This window comes from Pseudomonas sp. RC10-4-2, from assembly GCF_050433085.1.
GTDB classification, from domain to species: Bacteria; Pseudomonadota; Gammaproteobacteria; order Pseudomonadales; family Pseudomonadaceae; genus Pseudomonas; species Pseudomonas aeruginosa.
Genome location: NZ_JBNPXX010000007.1, coordinates 346,475 through 368,950 on the forward strand (window position 1 = coordinate 346,475; position 22,476 = coordinate 368,950).

General features: G+C 64.2%; 5 protein-coding genes. All 5 read left to right on the forward strand.

Annotation, left to right across the window (positions count from 1 at the left end):
* Nucleotides 1–102: 102 nt before the first annotated feature.
* The 5 genes from FHW81_RS27725 to FHW81_RS27745 all read left to right on the forward strand — a co-directional run bounded on the left by FHW81_RS27725 (nucleotide 103) and on the right by FHW81_RS27745 (nucleotide 21,361).
* A complete protein-coding gene (locus FHW81_RS27725; RefSeq protein WP_003113288.1) occupies nucleotides 103–1,251 on the forward strand; it encodes a PepSY-associated TM helix domain-containing protein in 1,149 nt (382 codons plus the stop codon).
* Between the two features lie 46 nt (nucleotides 1,252–1,297).
* Nucleotides 1,298–1,822, forward strand: coding sequence for a hypothetical protein (locus FHW81_RS27730; protein ID WP_003120098.1), 525 nt, complete (start codon nucleotides 1,298–1,300; stop codon nucleotides 1,820–1,822).
* Between the two features lie 312 nt (nucleotides 1,823–2,134).
* Nucleotides 2,135–3,832, forward strand: a complete 1,698-nt coding sequence (gene tpsB1, locus FHW81_RS27735) for a two-partner secretion system transporter TpsB1 (protein WP_023095558.1) — start codon at nucleotides 2,135–2,137, stop codon at nucleotides 3,830–3,832.
* A 112-nt stretch (nucleotides 3,833–3,944) separates the two neighbouring features.
* Nucleotides 3,945–20,891 (forward strand): two-partner secretion system exoprotein TpsA1, encoded by a 16,947-nt coding sequence (gene tpsA1 / locus FHW81_RS27740; RefSeq protein ID WP_106120643.1) that lies wholly within the window; start codon nucleotides 3,945–3,947, stop codon nucleotides 20,889–20,891.
* A complete protein-coding gene (locus tag FHW81_RS27745; protein WP_124122755.1) occupies nucleotides 20,888–21,361 on the forward strand; it encodes a hypothetical protein in 474 nt (157 codons plus the stop codon). Before tpsA1 ends, FHW81_RS27745 begins: the two co-directional genes overlap by 4 nt.
* The last annotated feature ends 1,115 nt before the right edge of the window (nucleotides 21,362–22,476 follow it).

A 22,476-nucleotide genomic window follows, 5' to 3' on the forward strand; every position in this document is an offset into this window, starting at 1 on the left:
CCGGCGCCAGCGCCGCGGTACCGGCCAAGCAGCCCGGCGCGCGACGTACGCGCCGGGCATTCGCCGGCGTCGCCGGCCGTACCCTGGTTACCTGGAGCCCCCATGCGCCCCGTCCTGGTCCTGCTGCACCGCTATGTCGGTCTGGCTACCGCGCTGTTCCTTTTCCTCGCCGGTCTCACCGGCAGCCTGCTGGCATTCCATCATGAAATCGACGAATGGCTGAACCCCGGCTTCTACGCCGTGGGCGAGGGCGGCGAGCGCCTTTCCCCGGGCAGCCTGGTGCAACGCGTCGAGTCACGCTATCCGCGACAACTGGTGTGGTACATGGAGTATCCCGAGGCGGGCGGGCATCCGGCGTTGCTCGCCACCGTGCCGCGCGAGGCCGGCGCCAAGGTCGAGCACGACGTGTTCTACCTCGACCCGGTCAGCGGCGAGGAAGTCGGCAAGCGCCTCTGGGCGGCCTGCTGCTTCCAGCCGGCGAACCTGGTTCCCTGGGTCCTGGAGTTCCACCACAACCTGACCCTGCCGGGGAACTGGGGCCTGTACCTGATGGGCGGGGTGGCGATGTTCTGGTTCCTCGACTGCTTCGTCGGCGCCTGGCTGACCCTGCCGCGCGGCCGGCCGTTCTGGAGCAAGTGGACGACAGCCTGGAAGATCAAGCGCGGCAACGCCTACCGCTTCAACTTCGACCTGCATCGCGCCGGCGGCCTCTGGCTCTGGCTGCTGCTGGCGCCGGTGGCGCTGAGCAGCGTCGCCCTGAACCTGCCGAGCCAGGTGTTCAAGCCGCTGGTATCGCTGTTCTCGCCGATCGAACCGAGCGTCTACGAGGCGCGCGGGCGGCTGCCCAGGGAGCAACTGGGGGAGACCCGCCTGGACTACGACCGCACCTTCCAGTTGGCCAGCGTCGAAGCGGCGCGGCTGGGCATCGCCGAGCCGATCGGCGAGCTGTACTACAGCTTCGAATACAACTTCTTCGGCGCCGGCTTCGGCGACCACGACGACCCCATGGGCAAGTCCTGGCTGTTCTTCCACGGCAGCGACGGCCGCCTGCTAGGCCAGGAAGTCGCCGGGCAGGGCAGTTGGGGAGAGCGTTTCTACCGCTTGCAGTACCCGATCCACGGCGGGCGCATCGCCGGCCTGCCGGGACGCATCGCCATCGCCGCCCTCGGCCTGGCCATCGCCGGGCTGTCGCTGACCGGTGTCTACATCTGGTGGCGCAAGCGCCGGGCGCGCCACTGGAACGGCCGCTAGACGGCTGTTAGTCTGGCTGCCTCCCACACCACCAGAGGATGGACGAATGAACGCAAGGATCGCCGCATTGGGACTGCTCCTGCCCCTGGCCGCCGGCAGCGCCGTGGCCGCGGAGGAGGGCAGCTCGGTCAAGGATGCGGCCAAGGCCGCGGTGTCCTCGGCCATCGAGACCGGCAAGAACCTCCTCGGCGGGGTCAGCGAGGGCATCACCAGCGGCCGCCAGTCGGCCCAGGGCGCCGATGGCGCCAAGGTGGTCTCCGACAACGCCGGCTTCGCCGAGATCGGCCAGGTCGAAGTGCTCAAGACCGAGCCGCGCGACCAGCAACTGGCCGTCACCCTCGGCTTCAAGAACGACAGCGACGCCACCGTGCGCCTGATCAACCTGACCCAGACCGGCGCGCTGCTGGTGATCGACAACGACGGCTACTCCAACGCCCTGGTCGCCCTCGCCAACCCCGACGACGTCACCGTCCCGGCCAAGGCCGGCATCCGCCAGACCTTCGTCTTCGAAGGCGGCGCGGAAGGGATCAAGGCGGTGCGCCTGTGGGGCAAGGACCTGCCGGTGAAGTGAATTCGAGTCTGCGTCAAAGCAGCCCCGCCTTGGCGGGGCTTCTTTCTGCCGGGCCACGAGCGCAAATAATCAGCTCACCAGAACCCGGCCGAGCGCTGCCTGGAGACCGATAGGTCCTTCCCATTACGAAAATGACGACATCGCATCGATCCTGAAACGTCCGTACAGCCAGGACGACGCAATGAAGGCAAAGTGCCATTCCTTCCTGTCCCTGTTTGGATTAGCATTCCTACTTTTGGACTAATCCCCCCTCAACACGCCCATGTCGTTTAGCTATGCGGTGGATATTGAAGGGAACTCGCAGGACATCGGATGTTGCGTTCTAGCTATCGTGCGGTTGTCGCTGGCTTGGTTTTACTGCCGCTTCTTGCCAGCGCCGCCCCCTTCACCTCCCCCGGCGACCGCGACCTGATCCGCGACCGCCAGCAGCGCCTGCTGGACGAACAGCGCAAGCGCCTGGAGGAACTCCAGCAACTGCCCGGCAAGGGAGCGCCCGCCGCTGCGGATGCCTCCGGCGACGACGAGCGCTGCTTCGAGATCCGCCGCATCGAGCTGGAAGGCGCCGGGCACCTCGGCGAAAGCGCGCGTCGCCAACTGCTGGCGCCCTACCAGGGGCGCTGCCTGGGCGTCGGCCAGCTCAATGCGCTGCTCAAGGCCGTCACCGACCATTACCTGGATCGCGGCTACGTCACCACCCGTGCCTACCTGCCACAGCAGGACCTGGCCTCCGGGACCCTGCGCATCATCGTCGTCGAAGGCCGCCTGGAGGGCCTGGACAGCTCCGCGCTGGCCAGCCCGCGCGAACTGACGATGAGCTTTCCGGGCAGGACCGGCGAGCTGCTCGACCTGCGCGAGCTGGAGCAACTGGTCGACCAGTTGAGCCGCCTGCCGTCGCGCCAGGCGCAACTGGAGCTGGTGCCCGGCAGCGAGGTCGGCGGCAGCCGGGTGCGTCTCAAGGGCGAGCGCGACAAGCCCTGGCGGGTCTCCGCCACGCGCAACAACGACGGCGACGTCAGTACCGGCGAGCAGCAGATGGGCCTGGGCCTGGACTGGGACAGCCCGCTGGGCCTGGCCGACCAGCTCAACCTGCGCGCCAACCGCGACGCGGTGACCGACCGCTGGCGCCATTCCGACAGCCAGAGCCTGTTCTACAGCCTGCCCTGGGGCTGGTGGACCTTCACCTACGGCTACAGCCAGAGCGACTACCGCACGCGCAACGAGGCCAGCGGCTTCCCCTTCAAGCTCGATGGCGACAGCCGCAGCCACCAGTTCCGCGCCGAACGCGTGCTGCACCGCGACGGTGTGAGCAAGACCGCCATGAGCCTGGGGCTCAGCCACCAGCGCACCAACAACTATGTCGAAGACACCCGCCTGGAAGACCAGAGCACGCGGATCACCGAGACCCAGCTCGGCTTCAACCATGGCCGGCGGATCGGCAGCGGCTTCGTCAACCTCGACCTCGGCTGGCAGCAGGGCATCGGCGCCCTTGGCGCGCAGGGTCGCGGCCACCCGCACGCGGGCGATCCGCATGCGCGCTACGACAAGTACAGCCTGACCCTCAGCTACCTGCAGCCGTTCCAGCTATGGGGCGAGCGCTTCAGCTTCGACAGCCTGGCCACCGGGCAAAGGAGCGAGGACGTGCTGTTCAGCCCGCAGCGCATCAGCCTCGGCGGCAACAGCTCGGTGCGCGGCTTCAAGGACCAGACCCTGACCGGCGACAGCGGCGGCTACTGGCGCAACCAGTTGCGCTGGCGGCGCGCGGTGGAATGGGCGCCGCTGCGGCCCTGGCTGCAGGAATACGGCGTGGCCTTCGCCTACGACGTCGGCGTGATCCGCCACGACCGCTACAACGACGGCGCCAGCGGGCGCATGAGCGGCAACGCCATCGAACTGGATGCCCGCGGCCGCTATTTCGCCGCCAGCGTCGGCTTCGCCCGCTCGCTGGAGCGGCCCAGCGCCATCGAGCGGCGCGAGCACCCGATCTATTTCCGGGTCGACGCGTTCTTCTGAAGACGCGGTGACCTCCTGAACGCTTTAGGAAAGCGCCTACCTGCATCGAGGCCCTTTCCTTGGAAAACCTTGCTTAACCTCGCCGGGCCCTTACCCGCCAAGGAGTAACGATATGGACATCCGCAGCCCGCTGAACCAGTGCATCGCCCTGTCCCTGGCCGGCATCCTGTTCCTCAACCCGATCGTCGCCGCGGCGGCGGGGCTGGCGCTGGACAAGGCCGCCGGCGGCAACACCGGCCTGGGCCAGGCGGGCAACGGCGTGCCCGTCGTCAATATCGCCACGCCCAACGGCGCCGGGCTGTCGAACAACCATTTCCGCGACTACAACGTCGGCGCCAACGGGCTGATCCTCAACAACGCCACCGGCAAGACCCAGGGTACCCAGCTCGGCGGGATCATCCTCGGCAACCCCAACCTCAAGGGCCAGGCGGCGCAGGTGATCCTCAACCAGGTCACCGGCGGCAACCGCAGCACCCTGGCCGGCTACACCGAGGTGGCCGGGCAGTCGGCGCGGGTGATCGTCGCCAACCCGCACGGCATCACCTGCCAGGGCTGCGGCTTCATCAACACGCCGCGCGCGACCCTCACCACCGGCAAGCCGATCATGGACGGCCAGCGCCTGGAGCGCTTCCAGGTGGACGGCGGCGACATCGTCGTCGAAGGCGCCGAACTGAACGTCGGCAACCTCGAACAGTTCGACCTGATCACCCGCAGCGCCAAGCTCAACGCCAAGCTCTACGCGAAGAACCTCAACATCGTCACCGGCCGCAACGATGTCCAGGCCGACAGCCTGCAGGCCACGCCGCGCGCCGCCGATGGCAGCGAGAAGCCGCAGCTGGCGATCGACAGCTCGGCGCTGGGCGGGATGTACGCCGGGGCGATCCGCCTGGTCGGCACCGAGCAGGGCGTGGGGGTGCGGCTGGCCGGCGACATGGCCGCCAGCGGCGGCGACATCCGCATCGACGCCAGCGGCAAGCTGAGCCTGGCCCAGGCCTCCAGCCAGGGCGACCTGAAGATCGCGGCCCAGGCCGTGGAGCTGAACGGCAAGACCTACGCCGGCGGCAGCGCCGAGATTCGCAGCGCGGAGGAACTGGTCAACCGGCAGAGCCTGGCGGCGCGCGAACGCATCGTGCTGGAGGCGGCGCATATCGACAACGCCGGGGTGATCGAAGCCGGCGTCGAGCCAGACGAGCGACGCAACGCGCGCGGCGACCTCGAGCTGCGCAGCGGCACCCTGCGCAACGCCGGCAGCCTGGTGGCCAGCCGCGCGCTGGAAGCGAAGGCGAGCCAGGCGCTGGACAACCAGGGCGGCAGCCTGAAGGGGGCGACCGTCCGGGTCGACGGCGGACACCTGGACAACCGTGGCGGCAAGCTGCTCGCCGAGGGCGAACTGCGGGTCGAGGCGAGCAGCCTGGACAACCGCCAGGACGGCCTGTTGCAGAGCCGGGACCGCGTCGTGGTCAAGACCCGTGGCGATCTCGACAACCGTGGCGGCCAGATCGTCGGTCTGAACGAACTGCAGGTCCAGGCTGCCGCACTGGACAATCGCAGTGCCGGTCTCCTTTCCAGCAAGGGAGACATGGACATCGAGGTCGCTCGTCTGGACAACAGTGCGGGCGGCAAGCTGGTCAGCGAGCGCCGTACGCTCTTGAAGGCGGATCGGCTCGATAATCGCAGCGGTCGCATTGTCGCCGGCCAGGATCTCGACTTGAACTCTCGGTTGATCGACAACCGAGCGGGCGATATCTCCAGCACGTCGAGGGTGGTGGCGAGCGCTCGCGAACAGTTGGACAACCGCGGTGGCAAGATCGTCGGTGACAGTGGCCTGGACATCACAACGCCACGCGTGCTCAACCAGGACAAGGGAGTACTCGCCAGCCGCGATGGGCTGCGCCTGAGTGCTACGGAGTTGTTCAACGGCGCGGGGGGCCTGCTGTCCAGCCAGAAGGGTATCGACGTCTCCCTGGCCGGTGCGTTCGATAACCAGGCCGGCAGCCTGGACAGCCGGGGCTTCCTGACGGTGAAGTCAGCCCGGCTCGACAACCAGGGCGGTACGCTATCCAGCGCAGGGGCATTGGCAGTGACCAGCCAGGGCGCCCTGAACAATCAGGGCGGCAGACTGGCGAGCGACGCCGGACTTAGCTTGAGCAGCGCCAGCCTCGACAACAGCCAGGCCGGTGCGATCAGTGGCAAGGGGGCCGTGGAGATTCGTACCGGCAACCTGAACAACAGCCGGAAAGCCAGTATCGGCAGCGATGCGGGACTCACCCTGGTCGCCGCTCGGGTAGACAACAGCCAGGCGGGCCGGATCGCCGCCAAGGGTGCGATCGATGCGGATCTCCAAGGGCTGGACCAGCATGACAGGGGCAACCTGGTCAGCGATACCGGCATTACGCTCGATCTGAACAAGGGAAGCCTGGTCAATCGCGCTCAAGGCCTGATCGCCACGCCTGGCACCTTGCTCCTGCGCCAACTCGGCGTGGTGGACAACAGCGGTGGGGAAATCTCCAGCGACCGCGCGTTCACTCTTGCCACCTCCGCGTTGAACAACCAGGGTGGACGCCTGCTCAGCGGTGGAGCCCTGACCTTGCGTATCGCGCAGGCCCTGGACAACAGCCTCGAGGGGATTGTCTCCGGCGCCGGAGGTCTGGATATCCAGGCATTCGTCCTGGACAACCGTAGTGGCTCCATCGGCAGCAAGGGCGCCATCGATATCGGTGTGACCCGCCTGGAAAACGACGCTGGCACGCTGATCGCCGAACGCGGCCTGAAGCTGGTAGCCGATGAGGCGAACAATTCCAAGGGGAGTATCGTCGCCAAGGATGATCTGCGTGCCAAACTCGGTGCGCTGGTGCAGAACGGGGGAGAGCTGACGACTCAGGGCGCGCTGGCCCTCGACGCCGACAAAGTCGACAACGGCGCTGGTCGCATCGCCGGCAACCGAGGTGTGGTCATCGATGCCCGGCAGGTGGACAACCGTGCCGGCGAGATTGCCAGCCAGGGCGTGGCGACGCTGAACCTCACTGAGCAGCTGGACAACCGTGGCGGCAAGATCGTCGGTGACAGTGGTCTGGGCATCACCGCGCCGCACGTGCTCAACCAGGACAAGGGGGTACTCGCCAGCCGCGATGGGCTGCGCCTGAGTGCTACGGAGTTGTTCAACGGCGCGGGGGGCCTGCTGTCCAGCCAGAAGGGTATCGACGTCTCCCTGGCCGGTGCGTTCGATAACCAGGCCGGCAGCCTGGACAGCCGGGGCTTCCTGACGGTGAAGTCAGCCTGGCTCGACAACCAGGGCGGTACGCTATCCAGCGCAGGGGCATTGGCAGTGACCAGCCAGGGCGCCCTGAACAATCAGGGCGGCAGACTGGCGAGCGACGCCGGACTTAGCTTGAGCAGCGCCAGCCTCGACAACAGCCAGGCCGGTGCGATCAGTGGCAAGGGGGCCGTGGAGATTCGTACCGGCAACCTGAACAACAGCCGGAAAGCCAGTATCGGCAGCGATGCGGGACTCACCCTGGTCGCCGCTCGGGTAGACAACAGCCAGGCGGGCCGGATCGCTGCCAAAGGTGCGATCGATGCGGATCTCCAAGGGTTGGACCAGCATGACAGGGGCAACCTGGTCAGCGATACCGGCATCACGCTCAATCTGAACAAGGGAAGCCTGGTCAATCGCGCTCAAGGCCTGATCGCCACGCCTGGCACCTTGCTCCTGCGCCAACTCGGCGTGGTGGACAACAGCGGTGGGGAAATCTCCAGCGACCGCGCGTTCACTCTTGCCACCTCCGCGTTGAACAACCAGGGTGGACGCCTGCTCAGCGGCGGAGCCCTGACCTTGCGTATCGCGCAGGCCCTGGACAACAGCCTCGAGGGGATTGTCTCCGGCGCCGGAGGTCTGGATATCCAGGCATTCGTCCTGGACAACCGTAGTGGCTCCATCGGCAGCAAGGGCGCCATCGATATCGGTGTGACCCGCCTGGAAAACGACGCTGGCACGCTGATCGCCGAACGCGGCCTGAAGCTGGCGGCCGATGAGGCGAACAATTCCAAGGGGCGTATCGTCGCCAAGGATGAACTGCGTGCCAAACTCGGTGCGCTGGTGCAGAACGGGGGAGAGCTGACGACTCAGGGCGCGCTGGCCCTCGACGCCGACAAAGTCGACAACGGCGCTGGTCGCATCGCCGGCAACCGAGGTGTGGTCATCGATGCCCGGCAGGTGGACAACCGTGCCGGCGAGATTGCCAGCCAGGGCGTGGCGACGCTGAATCTCACTGAGCAACTGGACAACCGTGGCGGCAAAGTCGTTGCTGACAGTGGTCTGGGCATCACCGCGCCACGCGTGCTCAACCAGGACAAGGGAGTAATCGCCAGCCGCGATGGGCTGCGCCTGAGTGGTACCGAATTGCTCAATGGCAATGCCGGACTGCTCAGCAGTCAGAGACATATAGAGGTCACTCTGGACGGCGTGCTGGACAATCAGGGCAAGGGCGCGCTGCTCAGCGACGGTACCCTGACGGTGAGCGCCGGGCGCATACACAACCAGGACGCCACGCTGTCCAGCGCCGGTGCGCTGAGACTGAGCAGCCAGGAGGCGGTGGACAACCGTGGCGGCAAGTTGGTGACGGACTCCAGCCTGCGCCTGACCAGCGCCAGCCTGGACAACAGCCGATCAGGGATCATCAGTGCCAACGCTGCGGCGGAGATCCATACCGGGGTTCTGAACAACAGCCAGAAAGGCAATCTTGGCAGTAATGACGGGCTCGGCCTGATTGCTACTGAGGTGGATAACAGCCAGGAAGGTCGGATCACTGCCAAAGGCATGATCGACGCAAATATCAAGGCACTCGATCAGCAGGGCAAAGGGCGGCTGGTCAGTAATGCCGGCATCATACTCGACCTGAACGAGGGAACCCTGGCCAATGGCGCTCAGGGCCTGATCGCCACGCCTGGAACCTTGCTCCTGCGCCAACTCGGCATGGTGGACAACAGCGGCGGGGAAATTTCCAGCGACCGAGCCTTCACACTCACCACCTCCGCGCTGACCAACCAGGGTGGCCGCCTGCGCAGCGGCGGTGTACTGACGTTGCGCATCGCCCAGGCTCTGGACAACAGCCTCGAAGGTGTTCTCTCCGGCACCGGAGGCCTGGATATCCGGGCGCTTGCCCTGGACAACCGTAGTGGCTCCGTCGGCAGCAAGGGCGCCGTCGATATCGATGTGTCCCGTTTGGAAAACGATGACGGCGACCTGCTTAGCGAAGGTCGTCTGAAACTGACTGCCGAGCGAGCGAACAGTGTCAGGGGACGGATCGCGGCCAGGGGTGACCTGCACGCCAGCGTGACAGCCTTTAACCAGGCGGGTGGCGAATTGAGCAGCGAGGGTGCGCTGATGCTCGAGGCCGATAGCCTCGACAACCGCAGCGGCGGTCTGGTCAGTGCTGATGGCAACCTGACCGTTTCCGCCCGGAGGATCGACAACCGTGCGGGCGAAATCGCCAGCCCGGGCCAGGTGACACTGGACGTCGCCGAGCAGTTGGACAACCGAGGCGGCAAGGCCATCGGCGATAGCGGACTTCGCCTCGCCGCGCCACGGGTACTCAACCAGGACGGCGGGGTACTCGCCAGTCGTGATGGGCTGCGCCTGAATGGCGCCGAACTGTTCAATGGCAACGGCGGCCTGCTCAGCAGCCAGCAAAGCATCGACGTCATTCTGGACGGCGTATTGGGCAATCAGGCGGGCAGCTTGAGCAGCCAGGGACGCCTGAGCGTGAAGAGCGGTCGGCTGGACAACCAGGGCGGTGCAGTCTCCAGCGCCGGGACCTTGTCGCTTTCCAGCCAGGGTGCGTTGAACAACCAGGGGGGCAGGGTGGTCACCGACGCCGGTGCCGTCCTGCGCAGCGCCAGCCTCGACAATAGCCAGGGCGGCATCGTCAGCGCCAAGGGGGCCGCGGAGATCCGTACTGGCAGCCTCAACAATAGCCAGAAGGGCGGCATAGGCAGCGGTGCCGGGCTCGCGCTGGTCGCGGACCTGGTGGACAACAGCCAGAACGGCCGGATCACTGCCAAGGGTGCGATCGATGCCAACCTGAAGGGGCTGGATCAGCAGGGCAGCGGCAGGCTGGTCAGCGATACGGCCATCGCACTCGATCTGCGCGGGGGAGAACTGGTCAACCGTGCTCAGGGCCTGATCGCCACGCCTGGAGCCTTGCTGCTGCGGCAACTGGGTGTCGTGGACAACAGTGGCGGTGGCGAGATATCCAGCGATCGAAGCTTTACCCTCGCCGCGACCGCGCTGAGCAACCGGGGTGGCCGCGTGATCAGCGGCGACTCCCTGACCCTGCGCATCGCCCAGGCACTGGACAACAGCCTCCAAGGCGTTCTTTCCGCAAGCGGAGGGCTGGATGTCGCTGCACTCGTCTTCGACAACCATAGCGGCATCGTTGCTAGCAAGGGCGATACACACATCGGGGTGAACCGCCTGGAGAACGAGGCAGGCCGCGTGGTCAGCGAAGGCGCCCTGGATCTGACCGCCAAGCAGGTGAGCAGCGCCAAGGGGCGCATTGCCGCGAAGGGCGATCTGCAGGTCACGGTTGGCACCCTCGAGCAGCAGGGTGGAGAACTGGCCAGTCAGGGGACGCTGACTCTCGACGCCGATAGCCTGGATAACCGCAATGGCGGCCTGGTGAGCGCCGATGGCGGGGTCACCGCCGAGGCACGCCAGATCGATAACCGCGGTGGGGAAATATCCAGCGTGGCCAAGGTGGCTCTGGCTGTCCGGGAACAACTGGACAACCGGGGGGGCAAGGTGATCGGCGACAGTGAGCTGAGCCTAACCGTGCAGCGCCTGCTGAACCAGGCCAAGGGTGTGCTCGCCAGTCGCGATGGATTGCACCTGGACGGCGCTGAACTGCTCAATGGCGATGGCGGCCTGCTCAGCAGCCAACGCCTGGTGGATGTAACGCTCAGTGGTGCATTGGACAACCAGGGGAGCGGTGCACTGGTCAGCGAAGGGTCGCTGACAGTGAAGGCCGACCAGGTCAATAACCAGGCGGGGACTTTCTCCAGTGCGGGTAGCCTGCTCGTTACCAGCCGGGGCGAGTTGAACAACCAGGGTGGCAGGTTGGTGACCGATGCTGGAGCCACCCTGAACAGCACTGGCTTCGACAACAGCCGTGCGGGCCTGGTCAGTGCGAAAGGGGCTGTGGCCATTCGTACCGGAGCCCTGAACAACAGTCAGAAGGGATCCATTGGCGGCAATACGGGCGTCACCCTGGTCGCCGGGTTGGTCGACAACGGCCGGGAAGGACGGATCAGCACCAAGGGTACGCTCGACGCCAACCTGAAAGGGTTGCTTCAGCAGGGGGGAGGCTCGCTGGTCGGCGAGCGCGGTGTCACCCTCGACCTCAACGGTGGCACCCTGGACAACCACGACCTCGGTCTGGTTTCAACGCCTGGCGCGCTCCTGCTGCGCCAACTCGGCATGGTGGACAACAGCGTCGGCGGAGAGATATCCAGCGACCGTGCTTTTACCCTCGCCGCCAACACACTGAACAATCAGGGCGGGCGGCTGATCAGCAGCGAAGCTTTGACCCTGCGCATCGCCAAGGCACTGGACAACAGTCTCAAGGGGCAGGTCCTGGCGACCGACGGACTGGCCATCGAGTCTCAGGTCTTGGACAACCGTGCGGGAACCATCGGCAGCAAGGGCGATGCCCGTATCAGCGTGACCAGCCTGGACAACGCCGAACAAGGCAGCCTGGTGAGTGAAGGCCGCCTGGAGCTTGTAGCCGACCAGGTGAGCAACGGCAACCAAGGCCGTATCGCCGCCAGAGGCGTGCTGGAGGCGGCGGTCGGTACGCTGCTCCAGCAAGGCGGCGAACTGGTCAGCCAGGGGAGCCTGGACCTTCGCGCCGACACGCTCGACAACAGCCAGTCCGGGCTGATCGCCGCGAATGGCGGCATCGCTATCGAGGCGCGGCAGGTCGACAACCGCGCCGGCGAGATTTCCAGTACCTCGAAGGTCGCCGTGAACGCCCGCGAGCAACTGGACAACCGCGGCGGCAAGGTCATCGGCGACAGCGGCCTGCGCCTCACCGTGCAGCGCCTGCTGAACCAGGCCAAGGGGGTGCTGGCCGGGCGCGACGGCCTGAGCCTGGACGGCGGCGAACTGTTCAACGGCGACGGCGGGCGGCTCGACAGCCAGAACAGCCTGAGCGTGAGCCTCGGCGGCGTGCTGGACAACCAGGGCGGCGCGCTGGTCAGCGAAGGCAGCCTGACGGCGCGCGCCGCGCGCCTGGACAACCGTGGCGGGACCTTCTCCAGCGCCGGTGCGCTGGCGCTGACCAGCCAGGCCGCGCTGGACAACCAGGGCGGCAGGCTGCTCAGCGATGCCGGCGTGACGCTGAAGGGCGCCAGCCTCGACAACAGCCGTTCCGGCGTGATCAGCGCCAAGGGTGCGGTGGATATCCGCACCGGCGTGCTGGACAACAGCCGCAACGGCGGCATCGGCAGCAACGCCGGCATCACCCTGGTGGCCGCCCGGCTGGACAACGGCCAGCAGGGCCGGGTCAGCGCCAAGGGCCTGCTCGACGCCAACCTGAAAGGCCTCGACCAGCGCGGAGGCGGCGTTCTGGTCAGCGAAACCGGCGTCACCCTCGACCTCAATGGCGGCACGCTGGTCAACCGCGACGGCGGCCTGATCGCCACGCCCGGCGCGCTGCTGCTGCGCCAGCTCGGCGCGGTGGACAACGGCGCCGGCGGGGAAATCTCCAGCGACCGCGCCTTCACCCTCGCCGCCGCCAGCCTGGACAACCGCGGCGGGCGCCTGATCGGCGCCGACAACCTGACCCTGCGCATCGCCCAGGCCCTGGACAACAGCCTGGGCGGGGTGATCTCCGGCGCTGCCGGCCTGGACATCGCGGCCGCTCGCCTGGACAACAGCGCCAAGGGCACCCTGGCCAGCCGCGCCGGCATCGACCTGCGCGTCGATGGCGCGCTGGACAACCACGCCGAAGGCACCGTCTCCGGCGCCCGCCTGACGCTCGCCAGCGCCTCCCTGGACAACAGCGGCAAGGGCCTGCTCTCCGGCAACGCCGGCCTGAGCGTCGCCACTGGCGCGCTGGACAACGCCGAGGGTGGCCAGTTGATCAGCCAGGGCGTGCTGGACGTCAGCAGCGCCGACCTCGACAACCGTGGCGGCGCCCTCAGTGGCAAGCAGTCGCTGCGCCTGAGCGCCGCCAACCTGGACAACCGTGGCGGCCTGCTGACCAGCGACGGCGAACTGGAACTGACGGCAGGGCGCGTCGACTCCGCCGACGGCGGCGAAATCTCCGCCCGGGGCGACCTGCGCCTGACGGTCGAGCGCCTGGTGCAACGCCAGGGCCGGCTGATCGGCGAGCGCGGCGTCAGTCTCGACCTGCGGGGTGGCGACCTGGATAACCAGGGCGGCCTGATCAGTGCCCGCGGCCCGCTGAGCATCGAGCGGCTGAACGTCCTCGACAACCGCCAGGGCGGCGAGATTTCCAGCCAGCAGGGCTTCGAGCTGCTGGCCAGGCGCATCGACAACGGCCAGCAGGGGCGCATCATCAGCGCCGGGAAACTGCGCCTGGACGCCGACGCGCTGGGCAACGCCGGCGCCGGCCTGCTCTCCGGATGGCAGGGCCTGACGGTGACAGGCGGGAGCCTGGACAACAGCGCCGGCGGCACCCTTTCGAGCAAGGACGGCGAGCTGGCCATCAGCCTCGGCGGCGCGCTGGACAACCACGGCCAGGGCGCCCTGGTCAGCAAGGGCGCGCAACGGATCGACGCCGCCAGCCTGGATAACGCCCAGGGCATCGTCTCCGGCGAAAGCGACGTGACCCTGAGCATCGCCGGGAAGCTGGACAACGGCCAGGGCGGCCTGGTCTCGGCGCAGCGCGCGCTGAGCTTCGAGCGCGACGATACGCTGCTGAACAACGCCGGCGGCCGGATCAACGGCGGCAGCCTGCTGCTCAAGGGCGCCAGCCTGGATAACAGCGACGGCCAGTTGATCAGCCAGGGCCGGCTCGACGCCATCCTCGGCGGCGCCCTGGTCAACACCGGCGCGGCGCGCCTGGCCAGCGGCGGCGACCTGCTGCTGCGCAGCGCCAGCGTCGACAACCGCGGCGGCAAGCTGGTCAGCCAGGGGCTGCTGGAGATCAGCGCCGGCAGCCTCGACAACAGCGCCTCCGGCACCCTCGCCAGCCAGGCCGGCATGAGCCTGCGCCTGGGCGGCGGCGCCCTGCGCAACCAGCAGGACGGCCTGATCTTCAGCCAGACCGGCGCCCTCGAGGTGCAGGCCGGCAGCCTGGACAACCGCCAGGGCACGCTCCAGGCCCAGGGCGACAACCGGCTGCGTATCGGCGGCGCGCTGGACAACCAGGGCGGCCGCCTGGACAGCCGGGCCGGCAACCTCGACCTGCAGAGCGGCAGCCTCGACAACGGCGCCGGCGGCGTGCTCAACAGCGCCAAGGGTTGGCTGACGCTGGTCACCGGGCTGTTCGACAACAGCGCCGGCGTCACCCAGGCGCAGTCGCTGGAGATTCGCGCCGGGCAAGGCGTGCGCAACCAGCAGGGCCATCTCTCGGCGCTGGGCGGCGACAACCGCATCGTCACCGCCGACTTCGACAACCAGGGCGGCGGCCTCTACGCCAGCGGCCTGCTCAGTCTCGACGGCCAGCGCTTCCTCAACCAGGGCGCGGCGGCGGGCCAGGGCGGCAAGGTCGGCGCCGGGCGCATCGACTTCAGCCTGGCCGGCGCGCTGGCCAACCGCTTCGGCCAGTTGGAAAGCGAGAGCGAGCTGCACCTGCGCGCCGCCGCGATCGACAACAGCGGCGGCAGCCTGCGCGCCCTCGGCCGCAGCGGCAGCACGCGGCTGGTCGCTGGCGACCTGAACAACGCCTACGGCGTGCTGGAAAGCGCCAACCAGGACCTCGACCTGCAACTGGGCAGCCTGGCCAACGCCGGCGGGCGCATCCTCCACACCGGCAACGGCACCTTCGGCCTGGATTCCGGGCAGGTGATCCGCGCCGGCGGCGAACTGACCACCAATGGCCTGCTGGACATCCGCGCCAGCGAATGGACCAACAGCAGCGTGCTGCAAGCCGGACGCCTGAACCTGGACATCGGCACCTTCCGCCAGACGGCCGAGGGCAAGCTGCTGGCGGTGCAGTCCTTCACTGGCCGCGGCGGCGACTGGAGCAACGACGGCCTGCTGGCCAGCGACGGCAGCTTGCGCCTCGACCTGAGCGGCGGCTACCGTGGCAACGGCCGCGCCACCAGCCTCGGCGACTTCGCCCTGAACGCCGCCAGCCTCGACCTCGGCAACGCCGCCAGCCTCGCCGGCGGCGCCAATGTCACGCTCGGCGCCGGCAACCTGCTGGTCAACCGTGGGCGGATCACCGCCGCCGGCGACCTCGTGGCCAGCGCCGCGAGCCTGAACAACTACGGCACCCTGGGCGGCGGCAACCTGCGATTGAACGCGCCCGCCCTGCTCAACGAGCGCGGGTTGCTGTTCAGTGGCGCCGACATGACCCTGCGCGCCGGCGATATCACCAATCTCTACGGGGATGTGTACAGCCTCGGCAGGCTGGATATCGCCCGCGACGATTCAAGTGGCAAGGCGAGTTCCTTCAAAAATATTTCAGCGAGTGTTGAAAGCTCAAATGACCTGAGATTACTTGCTGAGGTAGTTGAGAATAAAAAAGAAATTTTTGATGTTTCGTCTGAGTTTCTTTCTGGGGCTATTGGAGTTCGTTGCTTTGACTGTTCTGCAGTAGGAGGGAAAGAGGACAAGTTTGCCAGTCATTTGGTCTTGTTGGAAAATTACAAGACTCAGCTTCTAAAGGATTCTCCCTCCTCAAGTATCACCTCAGGAGGGAACATTTTCATCTTGGGGGGACGGTTCAAGAATCAGGGGAGCACCATAGCGGCGGCGGGTGATATTTCTATTTCGGCTCAGGATTTCGCTAACGAAGGGTATGTGTTGGGTGAGTACTCCGTTAGGAAAGCATTGGATTTCAACTACAGCTATGAGGCGAGAGTTGAGGTTTGGCGAAAAATTATGGAGTACAACTCCATAAATGACCTTGCCTATGATAATGGCAAGATTGAATATAGTAATTTCGGTGGTGCTATTCATTTCTGGAATAAAAATTGGGATGAATCCATTGTGGATTCAGTATATTTCCGAACTGGCGGAAGGGATGGTTACTGGCACGCAGGCTTCGGGACCATTGTTATAGATGATATAGCCAGGGACAAATTTGACTATATCTCTGTTGCGCCGGCTTATGACCCGTCTCGTGGAGCCTTACCACCAGATTTTCTCAGAAATGCAAAAGTATTCGATGAGCTTACTATATCGAAAAGTGATGTTGCTCCCGTCGCTAATGCAGTTGTACAGGCTGGAGGCAAAGTCTCTATCAATGCAGAGAGGTCATTGCAGAACAGTATTGTTCGAGAAGGGCAGCCCATTTCTCGGGGGGTAGAAAAGAACCTGCTAACGGGGCTGTCCGGGAACACCTCCAACGTTGTGGTGCTGAGCCAGGCACTTCCGCCTGATCTAGCCAGGCAGCAGATCAATCCGCTCACCCTACCGGGCTTCAGCCTGCCTCAAGGCCAGAATGGGCTCTTCCGCCTGGCGTCCCAAGGAGCCCAGGTGAACCAGGCAAGTGGTGCTCTGAAATCCGCCAGCGATCTCACCCAGAGCGGCCATGGCGTATCTGTATCCGCACAGGCAGGCAGTGACGCAAGTGGCTGGAGTACCCAGGCGCGTCGTGTCGGCGATGATCGGGTCACCTCGCTTGCCGGTTCCGCCTATCAGGGCCGGGTAGCTGAGGCTATCGATGCGCTACGGGCTTCTGCGCCAATCTCGGGCGACGGGGGAAACACTGGCCGTTTCCAGGCCGGTGAGCACCAGGCGACCACGGGACTGGGTGGACTCGTCGAGGGCAATGCATCGGGTCACAGCGGCAATGGCGTCATCCTCGCCGATCTGCGCGGTGGTCTCCCCTCGTTCTCAAGCCTTCCCGCGGCTGATCGTGTTCAAGGCACAGTACCCGGTTACGATGGGAATGGAACTATTCTCGCCAATTGGCAGGGTGCGCAGGCGACGGTCCAGGCCTCGCCTTCGACAGTGCGTGTAGAGGGGGTAGTCTCCAGTCCAGGTGGCAATGGCAGCATCCTTGCCGATCTGCCGGCTGAGCAGTCGTCGGTGCAGGCACTGCCTTCGGCCGTTAGGGCTCAGGGCAGCCTGCCTCGCCTCGAAGAGCGGAGCGCCGTTCTTGCCGAGCCTCCGGTTGGGCAGCCAGCGTTGCAAACCCTGCCGTCGGTTGCGCGCGTTGAGGGCGTGCCCAGCAATGCCACACCGAGCAACAGCCACAAGTATCTGATCGAGACCAACCCGGCGCTCACCGAGCTGAAGCAGTTCCTCAACTCGGACTACCTGCTCGGTGGCCTGGGTATCAATCCGGATGACAGCAAGAAGCGCCTGGGCGACGGTCTATACGAGCAGCGCCTGGTACGCGAAGCGATCGTCCAGCGTACGGGGCAGCGCTTCATCGCCGGATTGAACAGCGACGAAGCGATGTTCCGCTATCTGATGGACAACGCCATCGCCAGCAAGGACGTATTGGGACTGACCCCTGGCGTCACCCTCAGCGCCGCCCAGGTGGCCGCGCTGACCCACGACATCGTTTGGCTGGAAGAAGTCGAGGTGAATGGCGAGAAGGTCCTCGCCCCCGTGGTCTACCTGGCCCAGGCCGAGGGGCGGTTGGGCCCGAACGGCGCGCTGATCCAGGGGCGCGACGTGAACCTGATCACCGGCGGGGACCTGAGGAACGCCGGTACCCTGCGCGCGCAGAACGACCTCAGCGCGACAGCCGGCAACATCGACAACAGCGGCCTGATCGAGGCCGGCAACCGCCTCGACCTGCTGGCCAGCGGCTCCATCCGCAATGACCAGGGCGGCATCATTGCCGGGCGCGAGGTAAGCCTCTCCGCCCTTACCGGAGACGTCATCAATGAACGGACGGTGACCCAGCACCAGTCCTCCTACAGGGGAACCGGTACCACTGAGGCATTTGCCGATAGCGCCGCGCGTATCGAGGCTGCGCAGAAGCTGACCGTTTCGGCAGGTCGCGATGTAGCCAATATTGGCGGTGTCATCGACAGCAAGGGCGACCTCGCCTTGCAAGGCGGCAGGGATGTCCTGGTTTCGGCTGCGGTAGCGGAGCGGGGCTGGACGGCAGGAAGCCAGGCATACCAGACCCAGACGACCCAGATGGGCGCCGAAGTCGTGGCGGGGCGCGATATCAGCGTCAGCGCCGGACGCGATATCAGCGTCGCGGGCAGCCGCATCGACGCTCGTCGCGACGTGACATTCGAGGCGGGTCGCGATGTGGGCCTGGTCGCGGCTGCCAACGAAGAGCATGCCTATGGCAAGACCAAGAAGGTCACTTTCCAGGACGACAAGATCACCCAGCAGGCCACTCGCGTGGACGCTGGCGGCGACCTGGCGATCAATGCCGGACAGGACCTGCGGCTGGTCGCGAGCCAGGCCAGCGCCGGCGACGAAGCCTATCTGGTGGCCGGCGACAAGCTGGAGCTGCTGGCCGCCAACGACAGCAGTTACTACCTCTACGACAAGAAGAGCAAAGGCAGCTTCGGTAGCAAGAAGACCCGGCGCGACGAAATCACCGATGTGACGGCAGTGGGCAGCCAAATATCCAGCGGCGGCGACCTCACCCTGCTCAGTGGCGGCGACCAGACCTACCAGGGTGCGAAGCTGGAATCGGGCAACGACCTGGCCATCGTCAGCGGCGGCGCGGTGACCTTCGACGCGGTGAAGGACCTGCACCAGGAAAGCCACGAGAAGAGCAAGGGCGACCTGGCGTGGCAGTCGTCGAAGGGCAAGGGCCAGACCGACGAAACCGTACGCCAGAGCCAGCTCGTCGCCCAGGGCAACCTGGCGATCAAGGCCGTGGAAGGGCTGAAGATCGACCTCAAGCACATCGACCAGAAGACCGTGAGCCAGACCATCGACGCGATGGTGCAGGCGGATCCGCAACTGGCCTGGCTGAAGCAGATGGAGCAGCGCGGCGATGTGGATTGGCGGCGCGTGCAGGAACTGCATGACAGCTGGAAGTACAGCAACTCCGGGCTGGGCGTCGGCGCGCAGTTGGCGATAGCGATTGTCGTGACTTACTTCACGGCGGGTGCGGCGAGTGCGGCATTGGGATCGATGGCGGGTGTGGGGGCGGGCTCAGGAAGCATGATGGCTGCTGCCGGTAGCACTGCAATGGTCCAGGCCGGTACAGCAGTAGGAACAGCTGCCGCCGGCTGGGCGAATGCCGCTGGAACTGCCGTGGCTATGGGCATGGCCAGCAATGGAGCGATCAGCACCATCAACAACCGGGGAAACCTGGGGGATGTCGTCAAGGACGTGACCTCCAGCGATGCGCTGAGGGGCTATGTAGTCGCTGGCACGACTGCGGGGCTGACTGCCGGCGTCTACGACAAATGGACCTCGACCCAGACCGGCACCTCGACCGCTCTACCGAACACCGGGGCCGTGGCGCCCGCCGCAGGGTTGGGCACCTGGCAAGGTGTGGGCCAGTTCACCTCGAACCAGTTGCTGCAGAATGGCACTTCGGTGCTGTTGGACCGGGCGCTGGGCGGCAAGGGCAGCCTGGGCGATGCGTTGCAAAACAGCCTGGCAAATGCCTTCGCGGCCTACGGCTTCAAGCTGATTGGCGACACCACCCATGGCGTACTGGACGACGGCAGCCTCGGCAAGATCGGCTTGCACGCCCTGATGGGAGGTCTGGCCGCCGAAGCGGTCGGTGGCGATTTCCGTACCGGAGCCCTGGCTGCGGGAGTCAACGAGGCGCTGGTGGATAGCCTCGCCAAGCAATACGCCAGCCTGCCCATCGATGACAAGAAGGGCCTGCTGATCATGAGTTCGCAGTTGATCGGCGTGCTGGCAGCTTCGACGCAGGGCGATGCGGACGCCAAGAGCTTGCAGACAGGAGCCTGGGTGGCGGGGAATGCCACCCAACACAACTACCTCAGTCATTGGCAGGAGGAGAAGAAGCGGCAGGAGGTCGATGGCTGCAAGGACAAACAGCTCTGCAAAACCGGAATAGAAGCCAAATGGGCAATTATTTCGGCCCAGCAGGATGTCGGTATCGTCGTAGGTGTTGGAGGAGGCATTGGTCTTTCGACAGCTGAAACCGCAGTGGGTGTTTATGAGCTGGTCAAGAACTGGAGGGAAACCTATGCAGCTCTGGAGCAGTTGGCCACTTCGCCAGAGTTCCGGCAGCAATTTGGCGATAGCTACCTGAAGGGGCTGGAGGAGCGCGCCGCATTCTTGACCCAGGCTTACGAGGATGCCGGCTGGCAAGGTTCGGTCACAGCTGGTGTCGAGGGCGGTAGGTTCGCTGCGGAACTTGTTGGCGTTCTGACGGCAGTGAAAGGTGGCGCGCAGATAACCGCCAAGCTGCCAACAGCAGCCAAGAACCTGGTCAACGCGATTGCGGAGTCACCTGTTTCCGGTAGTATGAGTTCGCAGCTCGGGGCAGTGGGGGACTTGGGTCGGCTGGGTGGGGGTGCAAAAGGGACTGCGACTGCCGGAAAAGTGGCCGATGAGTTCATTCCACCAGGAATGGAACGTCCGTTCCGTCCAGTTAATCCGGAGTTCCCACCAAACAAAGCTGTAGTGGATGCGATGGAAAGCCCGCGCATTAAAGGAATGACGGCTTGTGATGGTACAGACTGCTCAGAAATTGCGAGTAAGTTGCTTGCGGCAGCAGGCGGGAAGGGGAAAGTTATTGAGGTTAGGCCAACTCAGCGGAGTAACCTAAATTTGTATGAGAATGGTAACGAAGTCCCAGGGCAAGCTTATCACCAATTCTATACAGATGGGCGGTACGTGTATGACCCTCGGCTGTCATCTCAGCCAATACCTAAAGGCGACTGGGAACAGCATATAAAAGGCATGAATCCTGATGGGGTCACTATTTCTGATAAGTTGCAGGGGTTGCGATGAATACTCCTGAAATCAAAAGAGAAAGTAGCTCCTTGCTCGAGTTAATCGAGGCTCTCGGTGAAACTGAATGGCGAAAATGTGTAAATAGCCAATTTATCAATAAAGAGCGTGGGGAGTGGGTGATTAAAGATCAGTCCTCACATCCTCCTAGGGTTTGGTTTAGATTCATACAGGAAGATCCCGCCATAATTTCGCGCCTGCGAGTGGCTATAGAAAGCTATCAGGGGAGAGTTAAGTGGGTTCTTGATGAGCATAAGAGGGTTGATCTTCCTGGAACAAATTGGGGCATAGTGCCGAGCCGCTTATTAGAAGTCTGGGATCTTGCTCGTGCGTTAGATTTAGCCCCTAATCAATATATGGCTAAATACGAGCCGGAATTCGGGTCGATTGCCTATGAAGATATCATTGATCTGACAGAGCACATCCGCCGAGCCTTTCCTGAAGTTACAAGCAAAAACCCCAGCTTATGAGTTGGGGTTTCCTTTGCGCACTATCACCGCTCTCGCTTCGTAATTGCCCAACGCCCCGGCCCATACGGGGGATATTTTTAAGAATAAAGGGAGCATATTTGTTTTCCCTACCCTAATTTCTGAGCAGGGAGACTCCAGTGCAGACGACGTAAGGAGGCTCCGCGATGCCTAGGCAGAGGCGAGTGGTTTTACTGAACTATCCGCTTCACGTGGTTCAGTATGGGTAAGATCGGCAGCGGTATTATACAGTGGGGATGAGGAATATAAGCACTAGCCAGAACTAGAGTAGGGAAAATAAATCTGTCCCCTTTTCCCACGGGTGTTGTACTCAGTTTTTGTGGTCGCCGCTAATCAACTAGATCGTGATCAATCTCCAATTCGACCCCTCGTAAAAATATAGAGGTAATAATAAGTGCTGACAAAAAATCCATCATCCAGAATATCCAGCCCTTGAATAGTAGTGCATTAATTGGAAGTGCGGCAAGAAAGAAGACTGCATTCGCTACTCCTAAGTCTCTATGGTGGTTTCTTGCAATTAGTGTTGTTTTGCACTTTTTGCAAGTTGCTCTTCCGTCAGAGCCGAGCCTAATAAAAGAAATGCTGTTTCCACATTTCGGACAGGCCAAATTTAAGATTTTCATTATAATCACTACTCACACTGTTTGGGTGCATCTTCCGAGGGTGGGTCATATGGAGAACACAGCATATAACATGCCGTGCTGCTTACTGCGGCCCTACAAGCCGCACCAGCAGGCGTTAGCGGACCCCCAAGAATGCCGCATGGGACGCTAGTTGCTCTGCAAACCATCCGGCAATTGGATGGAACTCTGGTGTCACGACCATCCCCATTCCTCATTACGCACTCTGCAGTCAGGCACTTTGCAGCAGGGTTAGGTGGTGGTGGATTCAGAATGCAACGTGTTTTTAGTCCATTATATCTGTCCCAATAAACCTCCATGTGACTACCCACGCCACAAAGCCCGTTGGGGTCAAAGTAATTTATTGGATTTCCAGTTACATTGTAGTGGTCAACCCATCCCGGACAGTGGGTTGAGTTTTTCTTCGGCCACCGCAGGTGGTAACCCGTCGTTGAATTGATGCGGCCTGATCCAGTT

Coding starts and splice junctions, on each gene's coding strand:
- FHW81_RS27725 (WP_003113288.1), top strand. CDS start 103: ATGCGCCCCGTCCTGGTCCTGCTGCACCGCTATGTCGGTCTGGCTACC.
- FHW81_RS27730 (WP_003120098.1), top strand. CDS start 1,298: ATGAACGCAAGGATCGCCGCATTGGGACTGCTCCTGCCCCTGGCCGCC.
- tpsB1 (WP_023095558.1), top strand. CDS start 2,135: ATGTTGCGTTCTAGCTATCGTGCGGTTGTCGCTGGCTTGGTTTTACTG.
- tpsA1 (WP_106120643.1), top strand. CDS start 3,945: ATGGACATCCGCAGCCCGCTGAACCAGTGCATCGCCCTGTCCCTGGCC.
- FHW81_RS27745 (WP_124122755.1), top strand. CDS start 20,888: ATGAATACTCCTGAAATCAAAAGAGAAAGTAGCTCCTTGCTCGAGTTA.